Annotated in this window: 23 protein-coding genes; 9 read left to right on the top strand and 14 right to left on the bottom strand. The window is 70.3% G+C overall.

Features of this window, described 5'->3' with window-relative positions:
- Positions 1–102: 102 nt before the first annotated feature.
- Entirely contained in the window at positions 103–579 is a 477-nt protein-coding gene (locus KHU32_RS18550) for a hypothetical protein (RefSeq protein ID WP_213671663.1), read from the top strand.
- 48 nt (positions 580–627) lie between these two features.
- Here the strand turns inward: KHU32_RS18550 and KHU32_RS18545 are convergent, their stop codons facing one another.
- Positions 628–963 carry an SWIB/MDM2 domain-containing protein gene (locus tag KHU32_RS18545; RefSeq protein WP_213671662.1) on the bottom strand — a complete coding sequence of 112 codons (336 nt, stop codon included), beginning with the start codon at positions 961–963 and terminating at the stop codon, positions 628–630.
- Positions 964–1,156: 193 nt separating this feature from the next.
- Here KHU32_RS18545 and cls point away from each other — a divergent pair, with 193 nt between their 5' ends.
- Complete coding sequence (cls, locus tag KHU32_RS18540) at positions 1,157–2,566, top strand: cardiolipin synthase (RefSeq protein ID WP_213671661.1); 1,410 nt, start codon at positions 1,157–1,159, stop codon at positions 2,564–2,566.
- Positions 2,567–2,572: 6 nt separating this feature from the next.
- On the opposite strand, the gene hisD is transcribed toward cls, so the two are convergent.
- The 11 genes from hisD to KHU32_RS18485 all read right to left on the bottom strand — a co-directional run bounded on the left by hisD (position 2,573) and on the right by KHU32_RS18485 (position 12,485).
- Positions 2,573–3,880, bottom strand: coding sequence for a histidinol dehydrogenase (hisD, locus tag KHU32_RS18535; protein ID WP_213671660.1), 1,308 nt, complete (start codon positions 3,878–3,880; stop codon positions 2,573–2,575).
- Positions 3,881–3,882: 2 nt separating this feature from the next.
- Positions 3,883–4,572, bottom strand: a complete 690-nt coding sequence (gene hisG / locus KHU32_RS18530; RefSeq protein WP_213671659.1) for an ATP phosphoribosyltransferase — start codon at positions 4,570–4,572, stop codon at positions 3,883–3,885.
- Positions 4,572–5,834 (bottom strand): UDP-N-acetylglucosamine 1-carboxyvinyltransferase, encoded by a 1,263-nt coding sequence (gene murA, locus KHU32_RS18525; RefSeq protein WP_213671658.1) that lies wholly within the window; start codon positions 5,832–5,834, stop codon positions 4,572–4,574. Before murA ends, hisG begins: the two co-directional genes overlap by 1 nt.
- A gap of 9 nt (positions 5,835–5,843) precedes the next feature.
- Positions 5,844–6,398, bottom strand: a complete 555-nt coding sequence (gene dcd / locus KHU32_RS18520) for a dCTP deaminase (protein ID WP_213671657.1) — start codon at positions 6,396–6,398, stop codon at positions 5,844–5,846.
- Positions 6,398–6,601: a hypothetical protein gene (locus tag KHU32_RS18515; protein WP_213671656.1), complete on the bottom strand. Its 204-nt coding sequence runs from the start codon at positions 6,599–6,601 to the stop codon at positions 6,398–6,400. The genes dcd and KHU32_RS18515 overlap by 1 nt, the downstream gene beginning before the upstream one ends.
- A 131-nt stretch (positions 6,602–6,732) precedes the next feature.
- Positions 6,733–7,506, bottom strand: coding sequence for a class II aldolase/adducin family protein (locus KHU32_RS18510; protein ID WP_213671655.1), 774 nt, complete (start codon positions 7,504–7,506; stop codon positions 6,733–6,735).
- A 121-nt stretch (positions 7,507–7,627) separates the two neighbouring features.
- Complete coding sequence (locus tag KHU32_RS18505; RefSeq protein ID WP_213671654.1) at positions 7,628–8,461, bottom strand: class I SAM-dependent methyltransferase; 834 nt, start codon at positions 8,459–8,461, stop codon at positions 7,628–7,630.
- A gap of 141 nt (positions 8,462–8,602) precedes the next feature.
- Positions 8,603–9,955, bottom strand: a complete 1,353-nt coding sequence (gene hflX / locus KHU32_RS18500) for a GTPase HflX (protein ID WP_213671653.1) — start codon at positions 9,953–9,955, stop codon at positions 8,603–8,605.
- Positions 9,956–10,046: 91 nt separating this feature from the next.
- The gene (locus tag KHU32_RS18495; RefSeq protein ID WP_347265576.1) at positions 10,047–11,003 is read right to left on the bottom strand and encodes an MBL fold metallo-hydrolase; all 957 of its coding nucleotides are present in this window, start codon (positions 11,001–11,003) and stop codon (positions 10,047–10,049) included.
- On the bottom strand, positions 11,000–11,605 hold the full coding sequence (locus tag KHU32_RS18490; RefSeq protein ID WP_213671652.1) for a pyridoxamine 5'-phosphate oxidase family protein: 606 nt from the start codon (positions 11,603–11,605) through the stop codon (positions 11,000–11,002). The genes KHU32_RS18495 and KHU32_RS18490 overlap by 4 nt, the downstream gene beginning before the upstream one ends.
- A gap of 37 nt (positions 11,606–11,642) precedes the next feature.
- The gene (locus tag KHU32_RS18485; RefSeq protein WP_213671651.1) at positions 11,643–12,485 is read right to left on the bottom strand and encodes an ATP-binding protein; all 843 of its coding nucleotides are present in this window, start codon (positions 12,483–12,485) and stop codon (positions 11,643–11,645) included.
- Between the two features lie 114 nt (positions 12,486–12,599).
- Here KHU32_RS18485 and yajC point away from each other — a divergent pair, with 114 nt between their 5' ends.
- The 3 genes from yajC (at position 12,600) to KHU32_RS18470 (ending at position 14,502) form a co-directional block, all read left to right on the top strand.
- Positions 12,600–12,932 (top strand): preprotein translocase subunit YajC, encoded by a 333-nt coding sequence (yajC, locus tag KHU32_RS18480; RefSeq protein WP_213671650.1) that lies wholly within the window; start codon positions 12,600–12,602, stop codon positions 12,930–12,932.
- Positions 12,933–12,936: 4 nt separating this feature from the next.
- Entirely contained in the window at positions 12,937–13,815 is an 879-nt protein-coding gene (locus KHU32_RS18475; protein ID WP_213671649.1) for an alpha/beta fold hydrolase, read from the top strand.
- A 96-nt stretch (positions 13,816–13,911) separates the two neighbouring features.
- On the top strand, positions 13,912–14,502 hold the full coding sequence (locus KHU32_RS18470; protein WP_213671648.1) for a cysteine hydrolase family protein: 591 nt from the start codon (positions 13,912–13,914) through the stop codon (positions 14,500–14,502).
- A 164-nt stretch (positions 14,503–14,666) separates the two neighbouring features.
- Here the strand turns inward: KHU32_RS18470 and KHU32_RS18465 are convergent, their stop codons facing one another.
- Positions 14,667–15,305, bottom strand: a complete 639-nt coding sequence (locus tag KHU32_RS18465; RefSeq protein WP_213671647.1) for a superoxide dismutase — start codon at positions 15,303–15,305, stop codon at positions 14,667–14,669.
- 98 nt (positions 15,306–15,403) lie between these two features.
- On the opposite strand from KHU32_RS18465, the gene KHU32_RS18460 reads away from it, so the two are divergent.
- Positions 15,404–16,186, top strand: coding sequence for a phytoene/squalene synthase family protein (locus tag KHU32_RS18460; protein WP_347265575.1), 783 nt, complete (start codon positions 15,404–15,406; stop codon positions 16,184–16,186).
- 55 nt (positions 16,187–16,241) lie between these two features.
- Positions 16,242–17,240, top strand: a complete 999-nt coding sequence (gene galE / locus KHU32_RS18455) for a UDP-glucose 4-epimerase GalE (RefSeq protein ID WP_213671645.1) — start codon at positions 16,242–16,244, stop codon at positions 17,238–17,240.
- A 17-nt stretch (positions 17,241–17,257) separates the two neighbouring features.
- On the opposite strand, the gene KHU32_RS18450 is transcribed toward galE, so the two are convergent.
- Positions 17,258–17,590, bottom strand: coding sequence for a DUF1491 family protein (locus KHU32_RS18450; protein ID WP_213671644.1), 333 nt, complete (start codon positions 17,588–17,590; stop codon positions 17,258–17,260).
- Positions 17,591–17,678: 88 nt separating this feature from the next.
- On the opposite strand from KHU32_RS18450, the gene KHU32_RS18445 reads away from it, so the two are divergent.
- Together KHU32_RS18445 and KHU32_RS18440 are read left to right on the top strand one after the other, a co-directional pair.
- A complete protein-coding gene (locus KHU32_RS18445) occupies positions 17,679–17,891 on the top strand; it encodes a hypothetical protein (RefSeq protein ID WP_213671643.1) in 213 nt (70 codons plus the stop codon).
- A 1-nt stretch (position 17,892) separates the two neighbouring features.
- Entirely contained in the window at positions 17,893–18,384 is a 492-nt protein-coding gene (locus KHU32_RS18440) for a glutathione peroxidase (RefSeq protein WP_213671642.1), read from the top strand.
- The last annotated feature ends 96 nt before the right edge of the window (positions 18,385–18,480 follow it).

The raw sequence follows: 18,480 nt of genomic DNA, 5'->3' as shown, positions 1-18,480 counted from the left end.
GGGAAGTACCGGGCGCGGTCCCTCCGTCGGGCGGCGGGCAACCCTTCGGGTGGCTTCTGCATTCAATGTCACGAAGCAGAATCCGAACGAAGGGATAAAACCATGGCCCGCAAGGCACTTTTGGCACTGGGCGCGCTCTGCGCCATTTCCGGCGGCGCGCTGGCGCAGCAGCAACAGCCTCTGTCCTATCAGTGGGCCACCGGCTACGGCCAGGGCGTGCTGCAAGCGATGATCCGCTCGCCCGACCAGTCCTATGTCGCGTTCAACTGCTCGAATGCCGAGTTCCAGCAGGGAGCGTCGATCTCCGTCGAAGCCCATGGCCGCTCGCTGGACGGGCCCAAGACCCTGCAGCTCGTGGTCGACGGGCAGAGCCTCTCCATGCCGCTGCTGAACGGCGTGGCGAACCGGGATGCGAGCGTGATCCAGGCCGCTCAGGCCATTTCGGCGAGCAACGCCCGTAGCTTCGTCGCCGAGATTCCGGAACTCAACTGGCGGCAGGAATTCCCGCTGGCCAATGCCCGCACCGTGCTGACCGAGCCCGCGGGCGGCACCATCGTCGAGCGCTGCGCCCGCCGATAGGCGCCGCAGGGCCAGATTGCCCCCGGCCGCGCGGCCGGGGGCATTCGACTACTTCAGATGGGCGGAGAGGTACTTGTTCATCTCGAACATGGTGACCTTGTCCTTGCCGAAGACCTTCTTGAGCTTGTCGTCGGCCAGGATTTCCCGCTTGTTCTCAGGGTTCTGCAGGTTGTGGGCCTTGATGTACTCCCACATCTTGCTGACCACTTCGCCGCGGGCGATCTTCGCCGTTCCGACGACGGCGCCGAGTTCGGCCGAAGGCGTGAGCGGCTGCTGCAGGGCGTTGGGCTTGCTCGGCGCGGCCTTCTTATCGTCCGCTTTGGTGGAGGTTGCCGCGGCCGCCGACTTCGCGGTCGGCTTCTTCTCAGGCGTCTTGCTGGGCATCGAGTCGCTCCGGTTGGTTGGGATGGCGCCGTTCACTCCCCGGCTCCAGGGTCGCTAACGCCCCGGGAATGCCACCGTTTCACGCGCCGCGAGAAGGCCATCTCCTCGATTCGCGGCGGAAATCGTGGACCTGAGCGCAGCGGAACGGCAATTGAATTCGCCCGCGCGGTCATTTCGGGCCACGATTGAGGGAATGCTTCTCGCCCTTTCCGTCATCGCCACCCAGATCGCCACCATCATCCGGGTGCTGCTCCGGCCGCATCGGGACCCCGCTTCGCGCATCTCCTGGGTCGCCGTGGTGCTGGCCGTGCCGGTCGTGGGGGTGATCGGATATCTCCTGATGGGCGAGACCAGCATCGGCCGCCGGCGCGCCGCCCGCGTCCGGCTCGCGCTGGAAGCCCTGCCGCCGCCGGTCTCCGATCCCGCGCCCGATGTTCCCCCGCGCTACGAGCAGCTTTTCCACGCGGGCCGGTCGATCAGCGGCTATCCCCCGGTCGGCGGCAACACGGCGCGGCTGGCCGAGGATTCCAATGCCGCCATCGTGGGGCTGGTCGCCGACATCGACGCCGCGACGGACCACGTCCACGTCCTCTTCTACATCTGGCTGGATGACGGGAACGGCCTGCGCGTCGTGGAGGCGCTGCGGCGCGCGGCCCGTCGCGGCGTGGCCTGCCGGGCGATGGTGGACGATATCGGCTCGCGCGCGCTGGTGCGCAGCCCGCACTGGGCGGCCATGGAGGGGGACGGCGTCCGCCTCGCCCGCGCGCTGCGCGTGGGCTTCCCGCTGTTGCGTCCGCTGCAGGGCCGCATCGACCTGCGGGACCACCGCAAGATCGTCGTCATCGACAACCGCATCACCTGGTGCGGCAGCCAGAACTGCGCCGATCCGGAGTTCCGCGTGAAGCCGCGCTTCGCGCCCTGGGTCGACACGATGATGCGCCTGGAGGGGCCGATCGCGCTGCAGAACCAGCACCTCTTCGCCAGCGACTGGATGAGCTGGGGCGGGGACGACATCAGCGCCCTGCTGCGCGATGCCTGCGAAGGCTCGGGCGAGGGCTTCGCCGCGCAGGTGATCGCCAGCGGCCCGACCGAGCGCAACTCCGCCATGCCCGAGATCTTCCAGACGCTGATCTACGCGGCCCGGCGGGAGCTGGTGGTGACGACGCCCTATTACGTGCCGAACGGGCCGCTGCAGGCGGCGCTCTGCGCGGCCGGCCACCGGGGCGTCGCGACCACGCTGGTGGTGCCCGCGCGCAACGACAACTGGGCGGTCGCGGCGGCGAGCCGCAGCTATTACGCCGACCTGCTGGCGGCGGGCGTGCGGCTGCTGGAATATCCGCTCGGCCTGCTGCACGCCAAGACGCTGACCCTGGACGGCGAGGTGACGCTCATCGGCTCGGCCAACATGGACCGGCGCAGCTTCGACCTGAACTACGAGAACAACATCCTGCTGCAGGACCCGGCGACCACGGCGGCGGTGCGTGCACGGCAGGAGGCCTATATCGCCGCGAGCCGCGAGGTGACGCGCGAGGAGGTCGCGGCCTGGCCGGCCTGGCGCCGGCTCTGGAACAACACGGTCGCGGTGGTCAGCCCGCTGCTGTAGAGCCCCTCAGCGGCGGAGCTGCATCTCGTCCAGGCGGATCTGGACGCTGGCGCCATGCGCGCCCAGCCCCTCGGCCTCGGCCAGCAGCACCGCGGCCGGCCCGATCGCGCGCAGCCCATGCGGCTCGGCCTGCACCCAGGTCGTGCGCTTGAGGAAGTCGAAGACCGACAGGCCCGAGGAGAAGCGGCTGCTGCGCCCGGTGGGCAGCACGTGGTTCGGCCCGGCCACGTAGTCGCCGATCGCTTCGGGCGTGTGTCGGCCGAGGAAGGCCGCGCCCGCGTGCCGGATCTTGCCGAAGACCGCCCGCGGGTCGTCCAGCATGATCTGCAGATGCTCGGGCGCCAGGCGGTTGGCCAGGGCGCAGGCCTCGTCCCAGTCGCGCACCAGGATCACCGCGCCATGCCGTGCCCAGCTCTCGCCGGCGATGGCGCGGCGGGGCAGGGTGGTGAGCGCCTTCTCGACCTCACGGATCACCGCCTCCGCGAAGGCGGCGTCGTCGGTGATGAGGATGGATTGCGCCGCCTCGTCATGCTCGGCCTGGGCCAGCAGGTCCATGGCCACATGGGCGGGGTCGTTCCGCGCATCCGCCAGCACCAGCACCTCGGAAGGGCCGGCGATGCTGTCGATGCCGACGCGGCCGAAGACCTGGCGCTTGGCCTCGGCCACATAGGCATTGCCGGGGCCGACGATGCGGTCGACCGGGGCGATGCTCTCCGTCCCCCAGGCCAGCGCGGCCACGGCCTGTGCGCCGCCGACGCGCCAGATCTCCGCCACGCCCGCGCGCTTGGCCGCGGCGAGCACCAGCGGGTTCAGCGCCCCGCCGGGCGTGGGGACGACCATGGCCACGCGCTCCACGCCCGCGACGCGGGCCGGCAGCGCGTTCATCAGCACCGAGGAGGGGTAGGCGGCCTTGCCGCCGGGCACGTAGAGGCCGACGGCGTCGAGCGCGTTCCAGCGCATGCCGAGCGCCACGCCGTCCGTGCCGGGAAGGTCGATGTCGGCAGGCAGCTGCGCGCGATGAAAGGCCTCGATGCGCGTGGCGGCGGTGTCGAGCGCCTGCATCAGCCCAGGCTCGATGGAGGCGACGGCGGCGTCGATCTGCTGGGGCGTGACGCGGAGTGCCGCGACGCCCTCCGGCGCCCAGCCGTCGAAGCGGGAGGTCAGGCGCAGCAGCGCGGCGTCGCCCTCGGCGCGGACCTCGCCGATGATGGCCGAGACGGCGCCGTCCACGCGCGCGGTCGTCTCGCGCGCATCGTCCAGCAGCGCCTGGAAGCGCGGCTCGAAATCGGCCTGGGCCGTGGAGAGGATTTCCATGCTCAGGCCGCGGCGAGGGCGGCGCGGAAGCGCGCGATCCAGCCCGCGATCTCCTCGGGCCGCGTCTTCAGCGCCGTGCGGTTCACGATGAGGCGCGAGGTGACGCCCGCGATCACCTCCGTCTCCACGAGGCCATTGGCCTTCAGCGTGGAGCCCGTCTGCACCAGGTCCACGATGACGCGCGAGATGCCCAGCGAGGGGGCCAGCTCCATGGCGCCGTTGAGGTGCACGACCTCCGCCTGGATGCCGCGCGCGGAGAAGTGGCGGCGGGCGATGTTGGGATACTTCGTGGCCACCGCAATGCGCGACCAGCGCGAGGCATCGTCCTGCCCCGCCGTCGCCACCTGCTCCGCGACCGAGATGCGGCAGCGGCCGATGCCGAGGTCGAGCGGCGCGTAGATCTGGTCGGTCTCGTATTCCATCAGCACGTCGGCGCCGCAGACGCCGATATGCGCGGCGCCATGGGCGACGAAGGTCGCGACGTCGAAGGGCCGCACGCGCACGACGTCGAGCCCGGCGTGGTTCGTCTCGAAGCGCAGGCGGCGGCTGTCCTCATCCTCGAAATCCGCGGCGGGGACGATGCCGACGCGAGCCAGCACAGGCTTCAGCTCGGAGAGGATGCGGCCCTTGGGCAGCGCCATGACGAGGCTGGTGGCCGCGTCGGCCTCACTTAATGGCAGGGGCAGGTCCATCAGTTGGCCAGCCTTTCGATCTGCGCTCCCACCGCCGCGAGCTTCTGCTCGACATGCTCGTAGCCGCGGTCGAGGTGGTAGACACGGTTGACGATCGTCTCGCCCTCGGCGGCAAGGCCCGCGAGGATGAGGCTCACCGAGGCGCGCAGGTCCGTCGCCATGACGGGCGCACCTGAAAGCTTCGGCACGCCGCGCACGATGGCGCTGGTGCCGTGGAAGTTGATGCGGGCACCCATGCGCATGAGCTCGGGCACGTGCATGAAGCGGTTCTCGAAGATCGTCTCGGTGATCATCGAGGCCCCTTCCGCGACGGTCATCAGCGCCATGAACTGGGCCTGCATGTCGGTCGCGAAGCCGGGGAAGGGCTCGGTCATCACGTCGGCGCCGCGCAGCCCGTTGAGCCGGCTGACGGTGAGGCCGGTATTGGTCTCGGCCACGTCCACGCCGCTGTCGCGCATCACGCGGGCGACGGCGCCCAGATGCTCAAGCCGCGCCCCCTCGAGGTGCAGCGAACCGCCGGTGATGGCGGCCGCGCAGGCATAGGTGCCGGCCTCGATGCGGTCGGGCACGATGGGGTGCGTCGCCGCGCGCAGGGTGGCGCCGCCCTCGATCCGCAGCGTGCCGGTGCCGATGCCCTCGATCCGCGCGCCCATGCGCATGAGGCACATGGCGAGGTCGCTGATCTCGGGCTCCTGCGCGGCATTGACCAGCTCGGTCTCGCCTTCGGCGAGGCAGGCGGCCATCAGCAGGTTCTCGGTCGCGCCGACGCTCACCTGCGGGAAGATGATGCGGGCGCCGCGCAGCTTGCCCTGGGGCGCGCGGGCCTCGATGTAGCCGGCGGTGATCTCGACCTCGGCGCCGAGCTGCTCCAGGCCCTTGAGGTGCAGGTCCACCGGGCGGGTGCCGATGGCGCAGCCGCCGGGCAGGGAGACCCGGGCCTGGCCGTAGCGGGCCAGCAGCGGGCCCAGCACCAGCACCGAGGCGCGCATCTTGCGCACGATGTCGTAGGGCGCCTCGAGGCTGGTGGCCGCGCCGCTCAGGGTGAGGGTCCGGGCCACCTTGTCATGGACGACCGTGAGGCCGTGCTGGGTGAGCAGCGCGCGCATGGTCTCGATATCGGCGAGGTCGGGCGCATTGGTCAGCACCAGCGGCCCGTCGGAGAGCAGGGCCGCGGCCATCAGGGGCAGGGCGGCGTTCTTGGCGCCGGAGATGGGGACGGTGCCGTTCAGCGGCACCCCGCCCCGGATGCGGATACGGTCCATCGGCTATTCCTATAGCTTCGGCAGGGCGACGCCCCGCTGGCCCATGTACTTGCCCGCCCGGTCCGCATAGCTCACCTCGGGCGCGCTTTCGCCCTTGAGGAAGAGGAACTGGCAGATGCCCTCGTTGGCGTAGACCTTGGCGGGCAGGGGCGTCGTGTTGCTGATCTCGATCGTCACCTGGCCCTCCCATTCGGGCTCCAGCGGCGTGACGTTCACGATCAGTCCGCAGCGGGCATAGGTGGACTTGCCCAGGCAGATCACCAGCACGTCGCGCGGGATCCGGAAGACCTCGATCGTGTGGGTCAGGATGAAGGAATTGGGCGGGATGATGCAGACCGGCCCCTTGCGGGTGACGAAGCCCGTATCCGAGAAGGCCTTGGGGTCCACCACCGCGTTGTCCACGTTGGTGAAGACCTTGAACTCGTCGGCCGAGCGCGCGTCGTAGCCGTAGGAGGAGAGGCCGTAGGAGATCACCCCCTCGCGCTTCTGAGCCTCGACGAAGGGCGAAATCATGCCGTGCTCCGTCGCCATGCGGCGGATCCAGTGGTCGGGCATGATCGGCATCAGGGGTCCTTCCGGCGCGCGAGGTCCTCGCGGAGGGCCGGTCTAACCTCTTCCGGGGCGCTGCGTCCATCGGCCGGGCCGGGAGGCTGATTTGCGTCCTCGGCACGCACCGCCTCCCGCCCCCGGGCCTGGGCCTTGCGGCGGCGGAGGTTGGCCCTGAGCGCGGCGGCCAGCCGGCCCTCGCGGTCGTCGGGGCCCGTCATGGGGCAGACGGCGCCGCGCGCTGGTCAGGATGGGTCGTCGTCACGCTCGATATCCCCGCGGTGGAGCCCGCCTGACTACCGGCGAAGCCGGCGGGCCGGAAGGGCGGGGCCCGCCCGGCCGGCCGTGCCCCTTACTCCGCGTAATCCGGCTGCGTCCGGTCGAGGAGGCGCTTCAGGGCGGCGAAATGGTATTCGGGGCCCGTCATCGCCATGGTCGGGTCCTTCCAGGCGGCCTGGGCGCGCATCTTCTCCAGCACCTCCTCGGTCACGAAGCGGCGGCGATGGCCGGTCCACATGCTGAAGAGCTGCGTGCGGCAGGCGCGCTCGAGGTAGTAGAGGCGGTGATAGGCCTGGGCGACCGTCTTGCCGGTGACGACCACGCCGTGATTGGCCAGCATCAGGATGGGCTTGCCGTCCATGAGCCGGGCCATGCGCTCGCCCTCGTCGTGATCATGGGCGAAGCCGTTGTAGTCGTAGTCGTAGGCGATGCGGTTGTTGAACTGCAGCGCGCTCTGGCCCGTCATCTCGATGGTCATGTCCTCGAGCTGCGAGATGGCGGTCACGTAGGGCATGTGCGTGTGCAGGACGCATTCGACGCCGGCCATCTCGTGGATGGGCGTGTGGATGCAGATGGCGCTGCGGTCCGCCGGGCCTTCGCCCGCCGTCACCTTGCCGTCGTAGTCGATCTCGATGAGGTTGCTGGCCGTCACCTCGGACCAGTAGAGGCCGTACTGGTTGAGGTAGTAGTGCTTCGGCCGGCCCGGCACCATGAGGGTGAAGTGGTTGTCGATCGCCTCGTGGAAGTCGTGCAGCACGGCCAGGCGATGCGCGGCGGCCATGTCGATGCGGGCCTGCCGCCGCTGGGCTTCCAGCAGGTCGGCGGGCAGCTGGGTGACGGTGTCCATGGGGCTTCTCTCCTCCCGGGGGGCGGACGGACGGCGTCGGCCCATGATCTTCCGTCATGAACCCACGGGCCGGCCCCGGATGCAACCGGGTTCGGCCGGGATTTCGCGTCCTCGCCCGCCCTCAGAAGGCGTAGCGCAGCAGCCGGCCGACCTTGCCGAAGGCCGGCACGATCCGGCAGGCCAGCGCCGCCCAGCGCGCCACCGGCGACAGGCGCGCGAGCTGCTCGGCGCTGCAGCCCTCGGGGTCATTGGGCAGCAGCTCCTGCAGCAGGCGCAGGCGAGGGACCTGGCGCTCGAGCTCGGTCGGGTCCTCCAGGAACCAGCGCAGCTCCGCGCCCGTCCGGCGGATGGCGCCGTTGTTGCGGATCATCCAGAGCCCGAGGCGGCTATAGGCGTCGAAGGCCAGCTCGCCGCCCGGCCCGCCGGCCGTCAGCCGGTCGAGCAGGGGAGGGACCTCCTCCGCGGCGATATAGGGCAGCAAGCCTTCGGCCAGGATCAGCCGGGGCCGGTCCGTCGGCAGCTGGGCGATCCAGTCGGGCTCGGTCACCGAGGTGCCGATCAGCGTAACGCCCTCGCGCTTCGGGTAGAGGCGGCGGCGCAGCGCCACGACCTCGGGGAAATCCGCATCGAACCAGAGGACATCGGGGCCGGGGTCGATCCGGAACACCCGGCTGTCCAGCCCGCAGCCGAGATGCAGGACCACCGCCCTTGGATGACGGGCAAGGAAATCCCGCGTCCAGACGTCGAGCAGATAGGAACGGAGCGCGAGGCCGACCATCAGGTCCCGATCGACGCCCAGCCTCGCGAAGTCATAGTCGATCCGCGCCACGGCCTCGGCCGCGAAATGGTCGTGCAGCAGGCTGTCGGGCAGAAGGCTCTCGCCCGCCTTAGCGGCGAGGGTAACGAGGAGGGTTTCCTTTGCCCCCGTCAGCTTGACCCGTTCCGGCGTCATCATTCGCTCCCTGGCTCCCCATGGACAGGATATGGGGTGGAACGCCCATCCTTATAGCGGAATGCGGCGCGGCTCCTTGCGGCGGCATAGGGCAGGGAGGCAACCAGCTGCCAGCGGGCAGGCCATCTCCGCCTGGGGGACACCTCAATCCGCGGCAAGTTTCCGCTGGAGCCGCGTGATCGCGCCCGGCAGGCCGCGCACCTTCAACACGCGGCCGTTCTCGTCGTAATCCTCGGCCAGCACGCGCGCGCTTTCGTAGACCTCGCCGATCAGCCCCTGCTTCGCATAGGGCAGCACCAGCATGTCCTCCACCATCGCGGCCTCGAAGAAGGCGATGACGGTCTCCCGCAGGGCGCTCACATCCCCAGGCGCATGGGCGGAGAGGAGGATCGCGTCCGGATGCTTCTCGATCAGGGCTGCGCGCCTCTCGGCATCCAGCCGGTCCAGCTTATTCAGCACCAGGCGGGAGGGCACGGCATCCGCCCCGATCTCCCGCAGCGCGCTCCGGCTGACTTCCAACTGCGCCTCATAGGTCGGATCGGAAGCGTCGACCACGAAGAGCAGCAGGGACGCTTCCAGAGCTTCCGCCAGGGTGGAGCGGAACGAGGCCACGAGATCGTGCGGCAACTGCTTGATGAAGCCGACCGTGTCGGAGATGAGCACGCGCGGCCGGGTCTCCGGCTGCAGGATGCGCACCGTGGTGTCGAGGGTCGCGAAGAGCTTGTCCTCGACCAGGACCTGGCTGCCCGTCAGGGCCCGCATCAGGGAGGATTTGCCGGCGTTGGTGTAGCCGACCAGGGCCACCCGCAGCTGGTCGCGGCGGGCGGACCGGCGCTGGTCGCTGTCGCGCTGGACCGCCTCCAGCTGGGTCCTGAGCTCGGAGATCCGGTCGCGGACCTTGCGACGATCGAGGTCGAGGGTGGTCTCGCCGGCGCCCGGGCCCTGCTGGCGCCCGCCGCCCGAGGAGGATTCCCGCAGGCGGGGCGCCACGTATTTCAGGCGCGCCATCTCCACCTGCAGCTTCGCCTCGCGGGTATTGGCGTGGCGATGGAAAATCTCGACGATGACGCCCGTCCGATCCAGCACCTGAGCGCCGGTCGCGCGTTCGAGATTACGGATCTGGCTGGGCGAGAGCTCGTGGTCGACGATGACGAATTCGGGCTTGCGGCCGGCCTCCGCTTCGGGCTCGGCCGTGTCGTCGCTCTCGTCGGCGCCTTCGAAACGCTGCCGGGCCTTCGACTTCGATTGCGGCGCCATCGAGCCGACGACGCCGCTGCCGCCGGTCAGCGCCGCCAGCTCGGCCAGCTTGCCGCTGCCCAGCAGCGACGCCGCGCCGGTGCCCTCGCGCTTCTGCGAGACCGTCCCGACAACCGTGTAGCCCAGGGTTTTCACCAGGCGCCCCAGCTCCTCGAGGCTGGCTTCGTGCGTGACGTCGTCCATCTCCGGCGTCTGGATGCCGACGAGGACCGCAAGGGGGATCGGGGATTTTGTCTCCATAGGCGACGATAGCACGGGGAAGGCCAAAGCCCGGAATGCGGCCCCTCCGCGATGGCCGGCGAAGGCCTCTGATCTCCGCCAGTTGCGGAGATCAGAGCGGGAGCGTGATGCTCCCGCCGAAGTCGGGCAGGCGGAAATCCTGGCCGTTGCGGGCGGCCATCAGCCGCCGTCCCGGCTCGTCGATCGCCTCCTGCGTCAGCTTGAAGGTGCCGAAATGCATGGCCACCGCGGTCTTCGCGCGGAGCTGGAGCTGTGCCTCCAGCGCCTGCTCCGGCGTCATGTGCACGGCCTGCATGAACCAGAAGGGCTCATAGGCGCCGATGGGGATCAGCGCCGCGCCGAAGCCGCCCATGGCGCGGCCGATCACGTCGAGATGCCCACCCGCCGCCGTGTCGCCCAGGAAGGCGAGGCGTCCGCCCGAAGCGGGCTCGACCGCGAAGCCGCCCCAGAGCGCCTTCGAGCGGTCATGGATCCAGCGCGCGGAGAAATGCCGCATGGGCAGGTAGGTCACGCGATGGCCGCCCGGCAGTTCGGCCTGGCCGCCCCAGTCGAGCTCCACGGCGTCCGGAATGCCGTGCCGCGCCATCAACGCCGCATGGCCGAGCCCGGTGACCACCCGTGGCCGCCAGCGCGCGTGCAGCGCCCGCAGGCTTGGAAGGTCCAGGTGGTCGTAATGGCCGTGGCTGACCAGCACCACGTCGATCCGGGGCAGATCCTCCAGCGCGATCGCCGGCGGGCGCGCCCGCTTGGGGCCGGCCCAGCGCAGCGGGCTGCAGCGCTCGCTGAAAATGGGGTCGGTCAGGATCGTCGTGCCGTCGTCCAGGCGGATCAGGAAGGTCGAATGGCCGATGAAGGTGAAGGCGGCATGCCCGGCCGCGACGCTGGCCGGCGGCGGCGGGCAGGGCGGATCGACGAGGCTCATGGGCCAGGGCGTCCCGCCGCGCTCGCGCATCATGCGGAAGACGTTGCGCAGCGACTGTCCGGCCACGCCGCCATCGGGATTGCGGAAACGCCCCTGCGCGTCGCGGACCGCGGGGGCCAGCCTCACCACATCGTCTTCGCGGCGCGCTCCGGCCATTCCTGGTCGTATGTCGGGCCGCCCACGGCCCCCTTGGTCATCGCCGCCAGGATCTGGCCGGGCGTCGGCAGGTCGGGCTTCGCATGGGGTTCCCAGAGTTGGGCTCGGATCACGGCTCGGGCGCATTGGAAGTAGATGGTCTCGGCCCGGATGATGGCGATGGTGCGGGGCGACTTTCCTTGCATCCGGAAGCTGTCGCAGAGCGCCGCATCGGCCGTGAGGCGCGCCGTGCCGTTCACGCGCAGCGCATTGCCGCTGCCGGGGATCAGGAACATCAGCGCCACGCGCGGGTCGCGGACGATGTTGCGCAGGCTGTCGATCCGGTCGTTGCCGCGCCGGTCGGGCAGGGCCAGCGTCCGGTCGTCCAGCACGCGCACGAGCTGGCCGGGCAGGTCCCCGCGGGGCGAGCAGTCCAGCCCCTCGGGCCCGCCGGTGGCGAGCGCCAGGAAGGGCGCCGCCTCGATGATCCGGCGGTATTCCGGCGTGAACCAGTCCGCCTCCTTCTCGGTGGAGGCGGGGCCGGGCACGCCGTAATGGCCGTGCAGCTCGTCGAGGGATTCGATGTACTTCATGGGTACTCCTCCTGTCCCGACGGCCGCGGCGGCGGCCTCAGACCTTCACTTCGAGCTGGCCCGCCATCTCCTGGATGAACTGCCAGGCGACGCGGCCCGAGCGGCCGCCGCGCGTGACGCTCCACTCCACCGCCGCCCGGTGCAGGTCCTCGGTGGAGATGGGCAGCGACATGGCGCCGGCATAGCCGTCGATCATCGCGAAGAAGGTGTCCTGGTCACAGTTGTGGAAACCCACCCAGAGGCCGAAGCGGTCGCTCAGGGAGACCTTCTCCTCCACCGCCTCGGAGGGGTTGATGGCCGTGCTGCGCTCGTTCTCGATCATGTCCCGCGGCATGAGGTGGCGGCGGTTCGAGGTGGCGTAGAAGAGCACGTTGGCCGGCCGGCCCTCGATGCCGCCATCCAGCACCGACTTCAGCGCCTTGTAGTCCGCATCCTCCTTCTCGAAGGACAGATCGTCGCAGAAGACCAGGGCGCGGCGCGGCTGGGCGCGCAGATGCGTCAGCAGGTCGGGCAGGGTGCGGATATCCTCGCGGTGGATCTCGATCAGCGCCAGGCTGTTGGGGATCTGCGCATTGGCCTCGGCATGCGCGGCCTTCACGAGCGAGGACTTGCCCATGCCGCGCGAGCCCCAGAGCATGGCGTTATTGGCCGGGAAGCCGCGGGCGAAGCGGAGCGTGTTCTCGAGGATGATGCCCTTCTGGCGCTCCACGCCCTGGAGCAGCCCGATCTCGACCCGGCTGACATGGGGGACGGGGATCAACCGGTTCCCCTCGGGCTTCCAGACGAAGGCGTCGGCGCCTTCCAGCGAGGGCGGAGGGGCCGGCGGCGGAGCGATGCGCTCCAGGGCGGCGGCGATGCGAGCGAGGAGTTCCGTTTCCATGCATGGCTTTGAAGCGCCGGATCGGGCGTTACGCAAGGGAGACGAAGCCATCAATGGTTGACGTGGGGGGCGGCGCGGTTCATCTGGCCGCAGCCTAATCATACGCGAGGAACGATGCTGATCTCCCCCGCCTACGCCCAGGACGCCGCCGGTGCGAGCGCCATGGTCATGCAGCTTCTGCCGCTGCTTCTGATCTTTGTCGTCTTCTACTTCCTGCTGATCCGCCCCCAGCAGAAGAAGATGAAGGAGCACCGCTCCATGCTGACCAGCCTGAAGCGCGGCGACCGCGTGATCACCTCCGGCGGTATCGTCGGCGAGATCAAGCAGGTCCGTGACAACACGGACGAGGTCGAGGTCGAGATCGCCCCGAACGTGCGCGTCAGCATCGTCCGGGGCACGATCAGCAGCGTGATCCGCCCGCAGGCGGCCAACGACGCCAAGGGCTGAGGCGATGGTCCTGCGGTTCGTCGAAACCCCGCAGGCCGTCATCGCCGTCGAGGAGCACGGGCCGGCCGAGGCGCCGCCCGTCCTTCTCCTCCATGGCTTTCCCTATTCGGCACGCAGCTACGATGCCGTGGCGCCCCTCCTGGCCGAGGCCGGCCATCGCGTCCTCGTCCCGCATCTGCGCGGCTATGGCCGGACGCAGCTGAGGCCCGGCGTGATGCGCTCCGGCGCCCAGGGTGCTCTCGGCGCCGACCTCCTCGCGCTGATGGACGCGCTGGCGATCCCTTCCGCCGTCCTCGCCGGCTATGACTGGGGCGGCCGCGCGGCCTGTGTCGTGGCGGCGCTGCATCCGGAGCGCTGCGCGGGCCTGGTCAGCTGCACCGGCTACAACATCCAGGACATTGCCCGCAGCGCCGAGCCCGCCGCGCCCGAGCGCGAGATGCGGCACTGGTACCAGTATTATTTCCATGGCGAGCGCGGCGCGCGTGGCCTCGCCGAGAACCGCCGTGAGCTCGGGCGGCTGCTCTGGCAGCAATGGTCGCCCGACTGGCACTTCGTGTCGGCGGATTTCGCGGCGAGCGCCTTCCACTGGAACAATGACGACTACGTTCCTGTCGTCATCCACTCCTACCGCCACCGCTTCGGGCTCGTGGCCGGGGATCCGGCCCATGACGCGATCGAGGCGGCGCTGGCGCAGCTGCCGCCGATCACGGTGCCCAGCATCGACCTCCACGGCGCCTCGGACGGGGTGAACCCGCCGCCGTCCAAGGCTTCTTCCCGGTTCACCGGGCCCTTCGAGCGCCGCATCCTCCCCCGCGTGGGCCATAACCCGCCGCAGGAGGCGCCTGAGGCCTTCGCGCGCGCCGTGCTGGACCTCGCTGGCTGAGCATGCTCCGGCCGCATGACGTGCGCGGCGTCCTGCGCAGGGGACAGGCCTGATCCGGAGTGCCAGTCTGGCCGCTTCCCCAGGGAGCCAGACCCAATGACCGAACCCAAGACCTTGCTGCAACTTGCCGGCGCCAGCCTCGTGCCGCCGCGCCTCGCCGAGGCCGCCCTCGTCGTGATCGACGCCCAGGGCGAGTATCGCGACGGCAAGCTGCCCCTGGAGGGCATCGACCCGGCGCTGGACGTCCTGGCCGGCCTGCTGGGCCGCGCCCGGGCCGCGGGCGCGCTGGTCATCCATGTCGCGCATAAGGGGCGGCCGGGCGGGGTCTTCGACCGCGATGCGGCCGGCGGCGCCATTCTGCCGGCCGCCGCGCCGAAGGAGGGCGAGGCGGTGGTCGAGAAGCCGCTGCCCAATGCCTTCGCGCAGACGGACCTCGCGGAGAGGCTGGCCGGCCGGAAGGAGCTCGTGATCGTGGGCTTCCAGACGCATATGTGCGTCAGCTCCACGGCCCGCGCGGCGCTGGACCTGGGCTTCCGCGTCACCATCGCCGCCGATGCCTGCGCCACCCGCGCGCTGCCCGATCCGGTGGGCGGTGGGGCCATCAGCGGCGCCGAGATCCACCGCCACGCGCTGGCCGAGCTCGCCGACCGCTTTGCGATCGTCGTTCCGGCCGCCGCGCTCACCTGACAAAGAAAAGGGGCGCCCGGTCTCCCGGGCGCCCCTTCATCGCTCTGAACCTGACGGCATCGGCTTCCGTCGATGCCGAGCCCGCTTCTGCGGGCCGCCGGTGCGGCGCGCGGAGGCGGCCGCCCGGCGTCTGAGGGGAAAGACGAAGCCTGAGGCCGAAGGCCTTAGGCGGTCTGGCCGCTCTCGAGGCCGCCCTTGTCCAGCAGGCTCTCGACCACGCTCCAGTCGACGAGCTTGTTGAGGAAGTTGTCGAGGTAGTTCGGACGGACGTTGCGGAAGTCGAGGTAGTAGGCGTGCTCCCACACGTCGGCGCCGAGGATCGGCTTGCCCTCGCCGGTCGAGATCGGGTTCGCGCCGTTCGGGGTCTTCGTGACCTTCAGCTTGCCGTCATTGCCGATGATCAGCCACGCCCAGCCCGAGCCGAACTGCGTCACGCCCGCCTGCTTGAAGGCTTCCTTGAAGGCGGCGAGGCCACCCAGGTCGCTGTCGATCTTGGCGGCGAGCTTCGCCGGCAGCTTGTCGCCGCCGCCCGCGGGGCTCATCACCTGCCAGAACAGCACGTGGTTGTAGTGCTGGCCGGCCTGGTTGAGGACGGGCAGGCCGTCGGCGCCGGCCTTGCCGGCCTCGGCCACGATGGTCTCCAGCGACTTGCCGGCGAGGCCCTTGCTCTCGATCAGGCCGTTCAGGGCCGTGACATAGGCGTTGTGGTGCTTGCCGTGATGCAGCTCCAGCGTCTCCTGGCACATGCCCTGGGCGGCAAGGGCGGCGGTGGCGTAGGGGAGGGGGGGAAGGCTGAAGGCCATGGCGTTTCTCCTGGAGGAACCTGGTTCCGCAGCTAAGCAGGGTATCTCCGTCCGTCAACCGCTTGCACCGTGACACGGTTGAGGCCATGCGCTTTCGCGTGCCTGAACTCTCCCCCTGCGGCGCGATCGCGCGCCGTCACGACCCGGACCGCTTCTTCTGCGCGCTTTTCGCGCCGGCCGAGAAGCGGGAGGCGCTCTTCACCCTGATCGCCTTCAACCACGAGATCGCCCGCGCCCGCGAGGCCGCACATAACCCCATGATCGCGCTGATCCGCCTCACCTGGTGGCGCGAGGCCGTGGAGGAGGCGGTGGCCGGCCGCCCGGCCCGCCAGCACGAGGTCGCCGCCCCGCTGCACGCCGCCATCCGCGACGGCACGCTGGACGCCGAGGGGCTGATCGCCATGGCCGAGGCGCGCGAGGCGGAGATGGACGAGGAGGGCATCCCCACCACGGCCGCGCTCCATGCCTATCTGCGGGGCACGGCGGGCGGCTTCGCCGTGGTCGCCGGCCGCCTGCTGGGCGCGCCGCCGGCCCTGCTGCCGGCCTTGCAGCAGGGGGGCGCGCTCTATGGGCTGGCGGGGCTGCTGCGGGCGGTGCCTGTCCTGGCCGGGCAGGGCCGCTGCCTGCTGCCGGCCGAGCTCATCGCACCCGAGGAGGTGGTCGCCGCGCCCGAGGCCGCGGCGCCCGTGATCCGGCAGCTCGCGGCCGCCGCGCCGCCGGCGCCGAGCCTGCGCGGGCTGCCGCGTTCCGCCGTCGCCGCCGCCCTGCCGTTGACACTGGCGCGGCGGGACCTGCGCCGCCTCGCGCGGGGCAGGGAGGTGCGCCGGGGCCTGGGCGACCGGCTGGCCGTTCTCTTTGCGGCGCAGATGCCAAGCCGCTAGCGAATTCGTGCCATAATCACCGGCCATTGATCCGACCCAGAAGGACGGGTGAATCATGTCGCGTTATCTGGTTTCCGGCGGTGCCGGCTATGTTGGCAGCCATGTGGTCCTGGCCCTGCTCGATGCGGGCCATGAGGTGGTCGTGGTGGATGACCTCTCCACCGGTCATCGCGAGGCTGTGCCGGCCGGGGCCACCTTCATCCATGCCAACCTCGCCGAACGGAAGCGCCTGGACGAGGTCTTCGCGGCCTGGAAGTTCGACGCCGTCTTCCACCTCGCCGCGCTCTCGCTGGTCGGCGAGAGCATGCAGCAGCCGCTGCGCTACTGCCGGGAGAACCTGTCCAACAGCCTGAACCTGGCCGAGGCCGCGGCGCAGTCGGGCTGCCTGCGCTTCGTCTTCTCCTCCACGGCCGCCGTCTTCGGCGTCCCCAAATCCACGCCCATCCCGGAGGAGGCTCCGACCACCCCGGTCAATCCCTACGGCCTCTCCAAGCTGATGATCGAGCAGGCGCTGGCCTGGGCGGAGAGCGCGCATGGCCTGCATTCGGCGGCGCTGCGCTACTTCAACGCGGCGGGCGCCGATCCGCTCGGCCGCGCCGGCGAGGATCACACGCCGGAGACCCACCTCATCCCCCGTGCGATCCTGGCGACGCTCGGCCACCTGCCGCCGCTGCATGTCTTCGGCACCGATTACGACACGCCCGACGGCACCGCGATCCGCGACTATGTGCATGTGGCGGATCTGGCTGCCGCGCATATCGCGGTCCTGCCGCGGCTCGAGCAGGGCTCGGTGCGCTACAATATCGGCAACGGTGCTGGCCATTCGGTGCGCGAGGTGATGACGGCGGTGGAGCGCGTCTCCGGCCGCAAGGTCCCGCACGAGAATGGTCCGCGCCGCGCGGGTGACCCGCCGTCGCTGGTGGCCTCCTCGGCGCGGCTGCGGGCCGAGACCGGCTGGACGCCGAAGCACGCCGCGCTCGAGGATATCGTGCGCACGGCCTGGAACTGGCATCTGGCCAACCCGCAGGGCTACGCGGCGCGCGAAGCGGCCTGAGGTCAGGGCTTTGCCCCTTAGATGATCCGCGCCTCGAAGGGCGGCAGGTAGTCCGGCGCCTCGAATTCCAGGACCCAGAGGTCCGGGTCGCGTTTCACCTGGCGCTCGACATAGGCATCGACCGTCTCGCGGTCGACGGGCGCGGGCCCGGTGCCGCGGACCCAGGCCGCGCGGCCTTCCGCGTCGCGCGCCTGGGAAAGGACGACCTGGCCCTCGCGCCCCTCGAGCACGCAGAGCAGGCCGCCGGAATCGGGATCGCCCTTCCGCAGCACGGCGGCGGGGCGGCCGGCCATGTCCGACATGCGAATGGCCATGGAGACCCAGATATGGGCTTTGACGCGTGCGTCCATGACGCCTGCGTTAAGCGCTGCGCCCCGCTTGCCGCAAGCCCCGGCGATGGGCACAAGGAGCGGAATCGAGATTCCCCGGAGTTGAGTGATGGACGCGAAGAAGCTCACGGAAGGCCAGCGCAGCTACGAAGCGAAGCGCGCGGCCAAGGCCGGCATGAGTCTGGAGGCCTGGATGCGCGACAAGGAGAAGCGCGCCCGGGAGGAGGCCGCGGCGGCGACCAAGGTCGTGGCGCCCGAGGCCCCCGCCAAGAAGCCTGGCTTCTTCTCGCGGCTGATCGACCGCGCGCACAAGCCGATCTGAGGTGACGACGGCCTACGACTTCGCCGCGCGCGACCTCGCCGGCCGGGACGTCCCGCTCGCCGAGTATCGCGGCCAGGTCCTGCTGATCGTCAACACGGCCAGCAAATGCGGCTTCACCCCGCAATATGAGGGACTGGAGAAGCTCCATCAGGAATTCTCCAGCCGGGGCTTCGCGGTGCTGGGCTTCCCCTGCAACCAGTTCGGCGCGCAGGAGCCCGGCAGCGAGGCGGAGATCGGCGAGTTCTGCCGGCTCACCTACGGCGTCGGCTTTCCGATGTTCGCGAAGGTCGAGGTCAACGGGCCGGGCGCGCATCCCCTGTATCAATGGCTGAGGAGCCAGGCGAAGGGCTTCTTCGGCACCTCGTCGATCAAGTGGAACTTCACGAAGTTCCTGGTCGACGGTCAGGGAAAGGTGGTCCGCCGCTACGGCTCGACGACCAAGCCCGAGGCGATCAAGGGCGCGATCCAGGGGCTGCTGAACGGCAAGGGCTGACCGGCCAGCCTGTCACGTGCACTGAGGACCGGCCGCACGGCGGCCGGCGTGGGCGGACCGACCTACCGTCTCAGGCGGCCAGAGGCCGCGCCCGGC

Origin of the sequence: Roseococcus pinisoli, assembly GCF_018413645.1 — a bacterium.
Lineage (GTDB): Bacteria > Pseudomonadota > Alphaproteobacteria > Acetobacterales > Acetobacteraceae > Roseococcus > Roseococcus pinisoli.
Note: the sequence above shows the minus strand (reverse complement) of the source record. Positions and strands in the feature narration are given on the sequence as shown.

Excerpts from the sequence above, each read along its gene's own strand:
- KHU32_RS18550 (WP_213671663.1), top strand. The coding sequence starts at position 103 with ATGGCCCGCAAGGCACTTTTGGCACTGGGCGCGCTCTGCGCCATTTCC.
- KHU32_RS18545 (WP_213671662.1), bottom strand. The coding sequence starts at position 963 with ATGCCCAGCAAGACGCCTGAGAAGAAGCCGACCGCGAAGTCGGCGGCC.
- cls (WP_213671661.1), top strand. The coding sequence starts at position 1,157 with ATGCTTCTCGCCCTTTCCGTCATCGCCACCCAGATCGCCACCATCATC.
- hisD (WP_213671660.1), bottom strand. The coding sequence starts at position 3,880 with ATGGAAATCCTCTCCACGGCCCAGGCCGATTTCGAGCCGCGCTTCCAG.
- hisG (WP_213671659.1), bottom strand. The coding sequence starts at position 4,572 with ATGGACCTGCCCCTGCCATTAAGTGAGGCCGACGCGGCCACCAGCCTC.
- murA (WP_213671658.1), bottom strand. The coding sequence starts at position 5,834 with ATGGACCGTATCCGCATCCGGGGCGGGGTGCCGCTGAACGGCACCGTC.
- dcd (WP_213671657.1), bottom strand. The coding sequence starts at position 6,398 with ATGCCGATCATGCCCGACCACTGGATCCGCCGCATGGCGACGGAGCAC.
- KHU32_RS18515 (WP_213671656.1), bottom strand. The coding sequence starts at position 6,601 with ATGACGGGCCCCGACGACCGCGAGGGCCGGCTGGCCGCCGCGCTCAGG.
- KHU32_RS18510 (WP_213671655.1), bottom strand. The coding sequence starts at position 7,506 with ATGGACACCGTCACCCAGCTGCCCGCCGACCTGCTGGAAGCCCAGCGG.
- KHU32_RS18505 (WP_213671654.1), bottom strand. The coding sequence starts at position 8,461 with ATGATGACGCCGGAACGGGTCAAGCTGACGGGGGCAAAGGAAACCCTC.
- hflX (WP_213671653.1), bottom strand. The coding sequence starts at position 9,955 with ATGGAGACAAAATCCCCGATCCCCCTTGCGGTCCTCGTCGGCATCCAG.
- KHU32_RS18490 (WP_213671652.1), bottom strand. The coding sequence starts at position 11,605 with ATGAAGTACATCGAATCCCTCGACGAGCTGCACGGCCATTACGGCGTG.
- KHU32_RS18485 (WP_213671651.1), bottom strand. The coding sequence starts at position 12,485 with ATGGAAACGGAACTCCTCGCTCGCATCGCCGCCGCCCTGGAGCGCATC.
- yajC (WP_213671650.1), top strand. The coding sequence starts at position 12,600 with ATGCTGATCTCCCCCGCCTACGCCCAGGACGCCGCCGGTGCGAGCGCC.
- KHU32_RS18475 (WP_213671649.1), top strand. The coding sequence starts at position 12,937 with ATGGTCCTGCGGTTCGTCGAAACCCCGCAGGCCGTCATCGCCGTCGAG.
- KHU32_RS18470 (WP_213671648.1), top strand. The coding sequence starts at position 13,912 with ATGACCGAACCCAAGACCTTGCTGCAACTTGCCGGCGCCAGCCTCGTG.
- KHU32_RS18465 (WP_213671647.1), bottom strand. The coding sequence starts at position 15,305 with ATGGCCTTCAGCCTTCCCCCCCTCCCCTACGCCACCGCCGCCCTTGCC.
- galE (WP_213671645.1), top strand. The coding sequence starts at position 16,242 with ATGTCGCGTTATCTGGTTTCCGGCGGTGCCGGCTATGTTGGCAGCCAT.
- KHU32_RS18450 (WP_213671644.1), bottom strand. The coding sequence starts at position 17,590 with ATGGACGCACGCGTCAAAGCCCATATCTGGGTCTCCATGGCCATTCGC.
- KHU32_RS18445 (WP_213671643.1), top strand. The coding sequence starts at position 17,679 with ATGGACGCGAAGAAGCTCACGGAAGGCCAGCGCAGCTACGAAGCGAAG.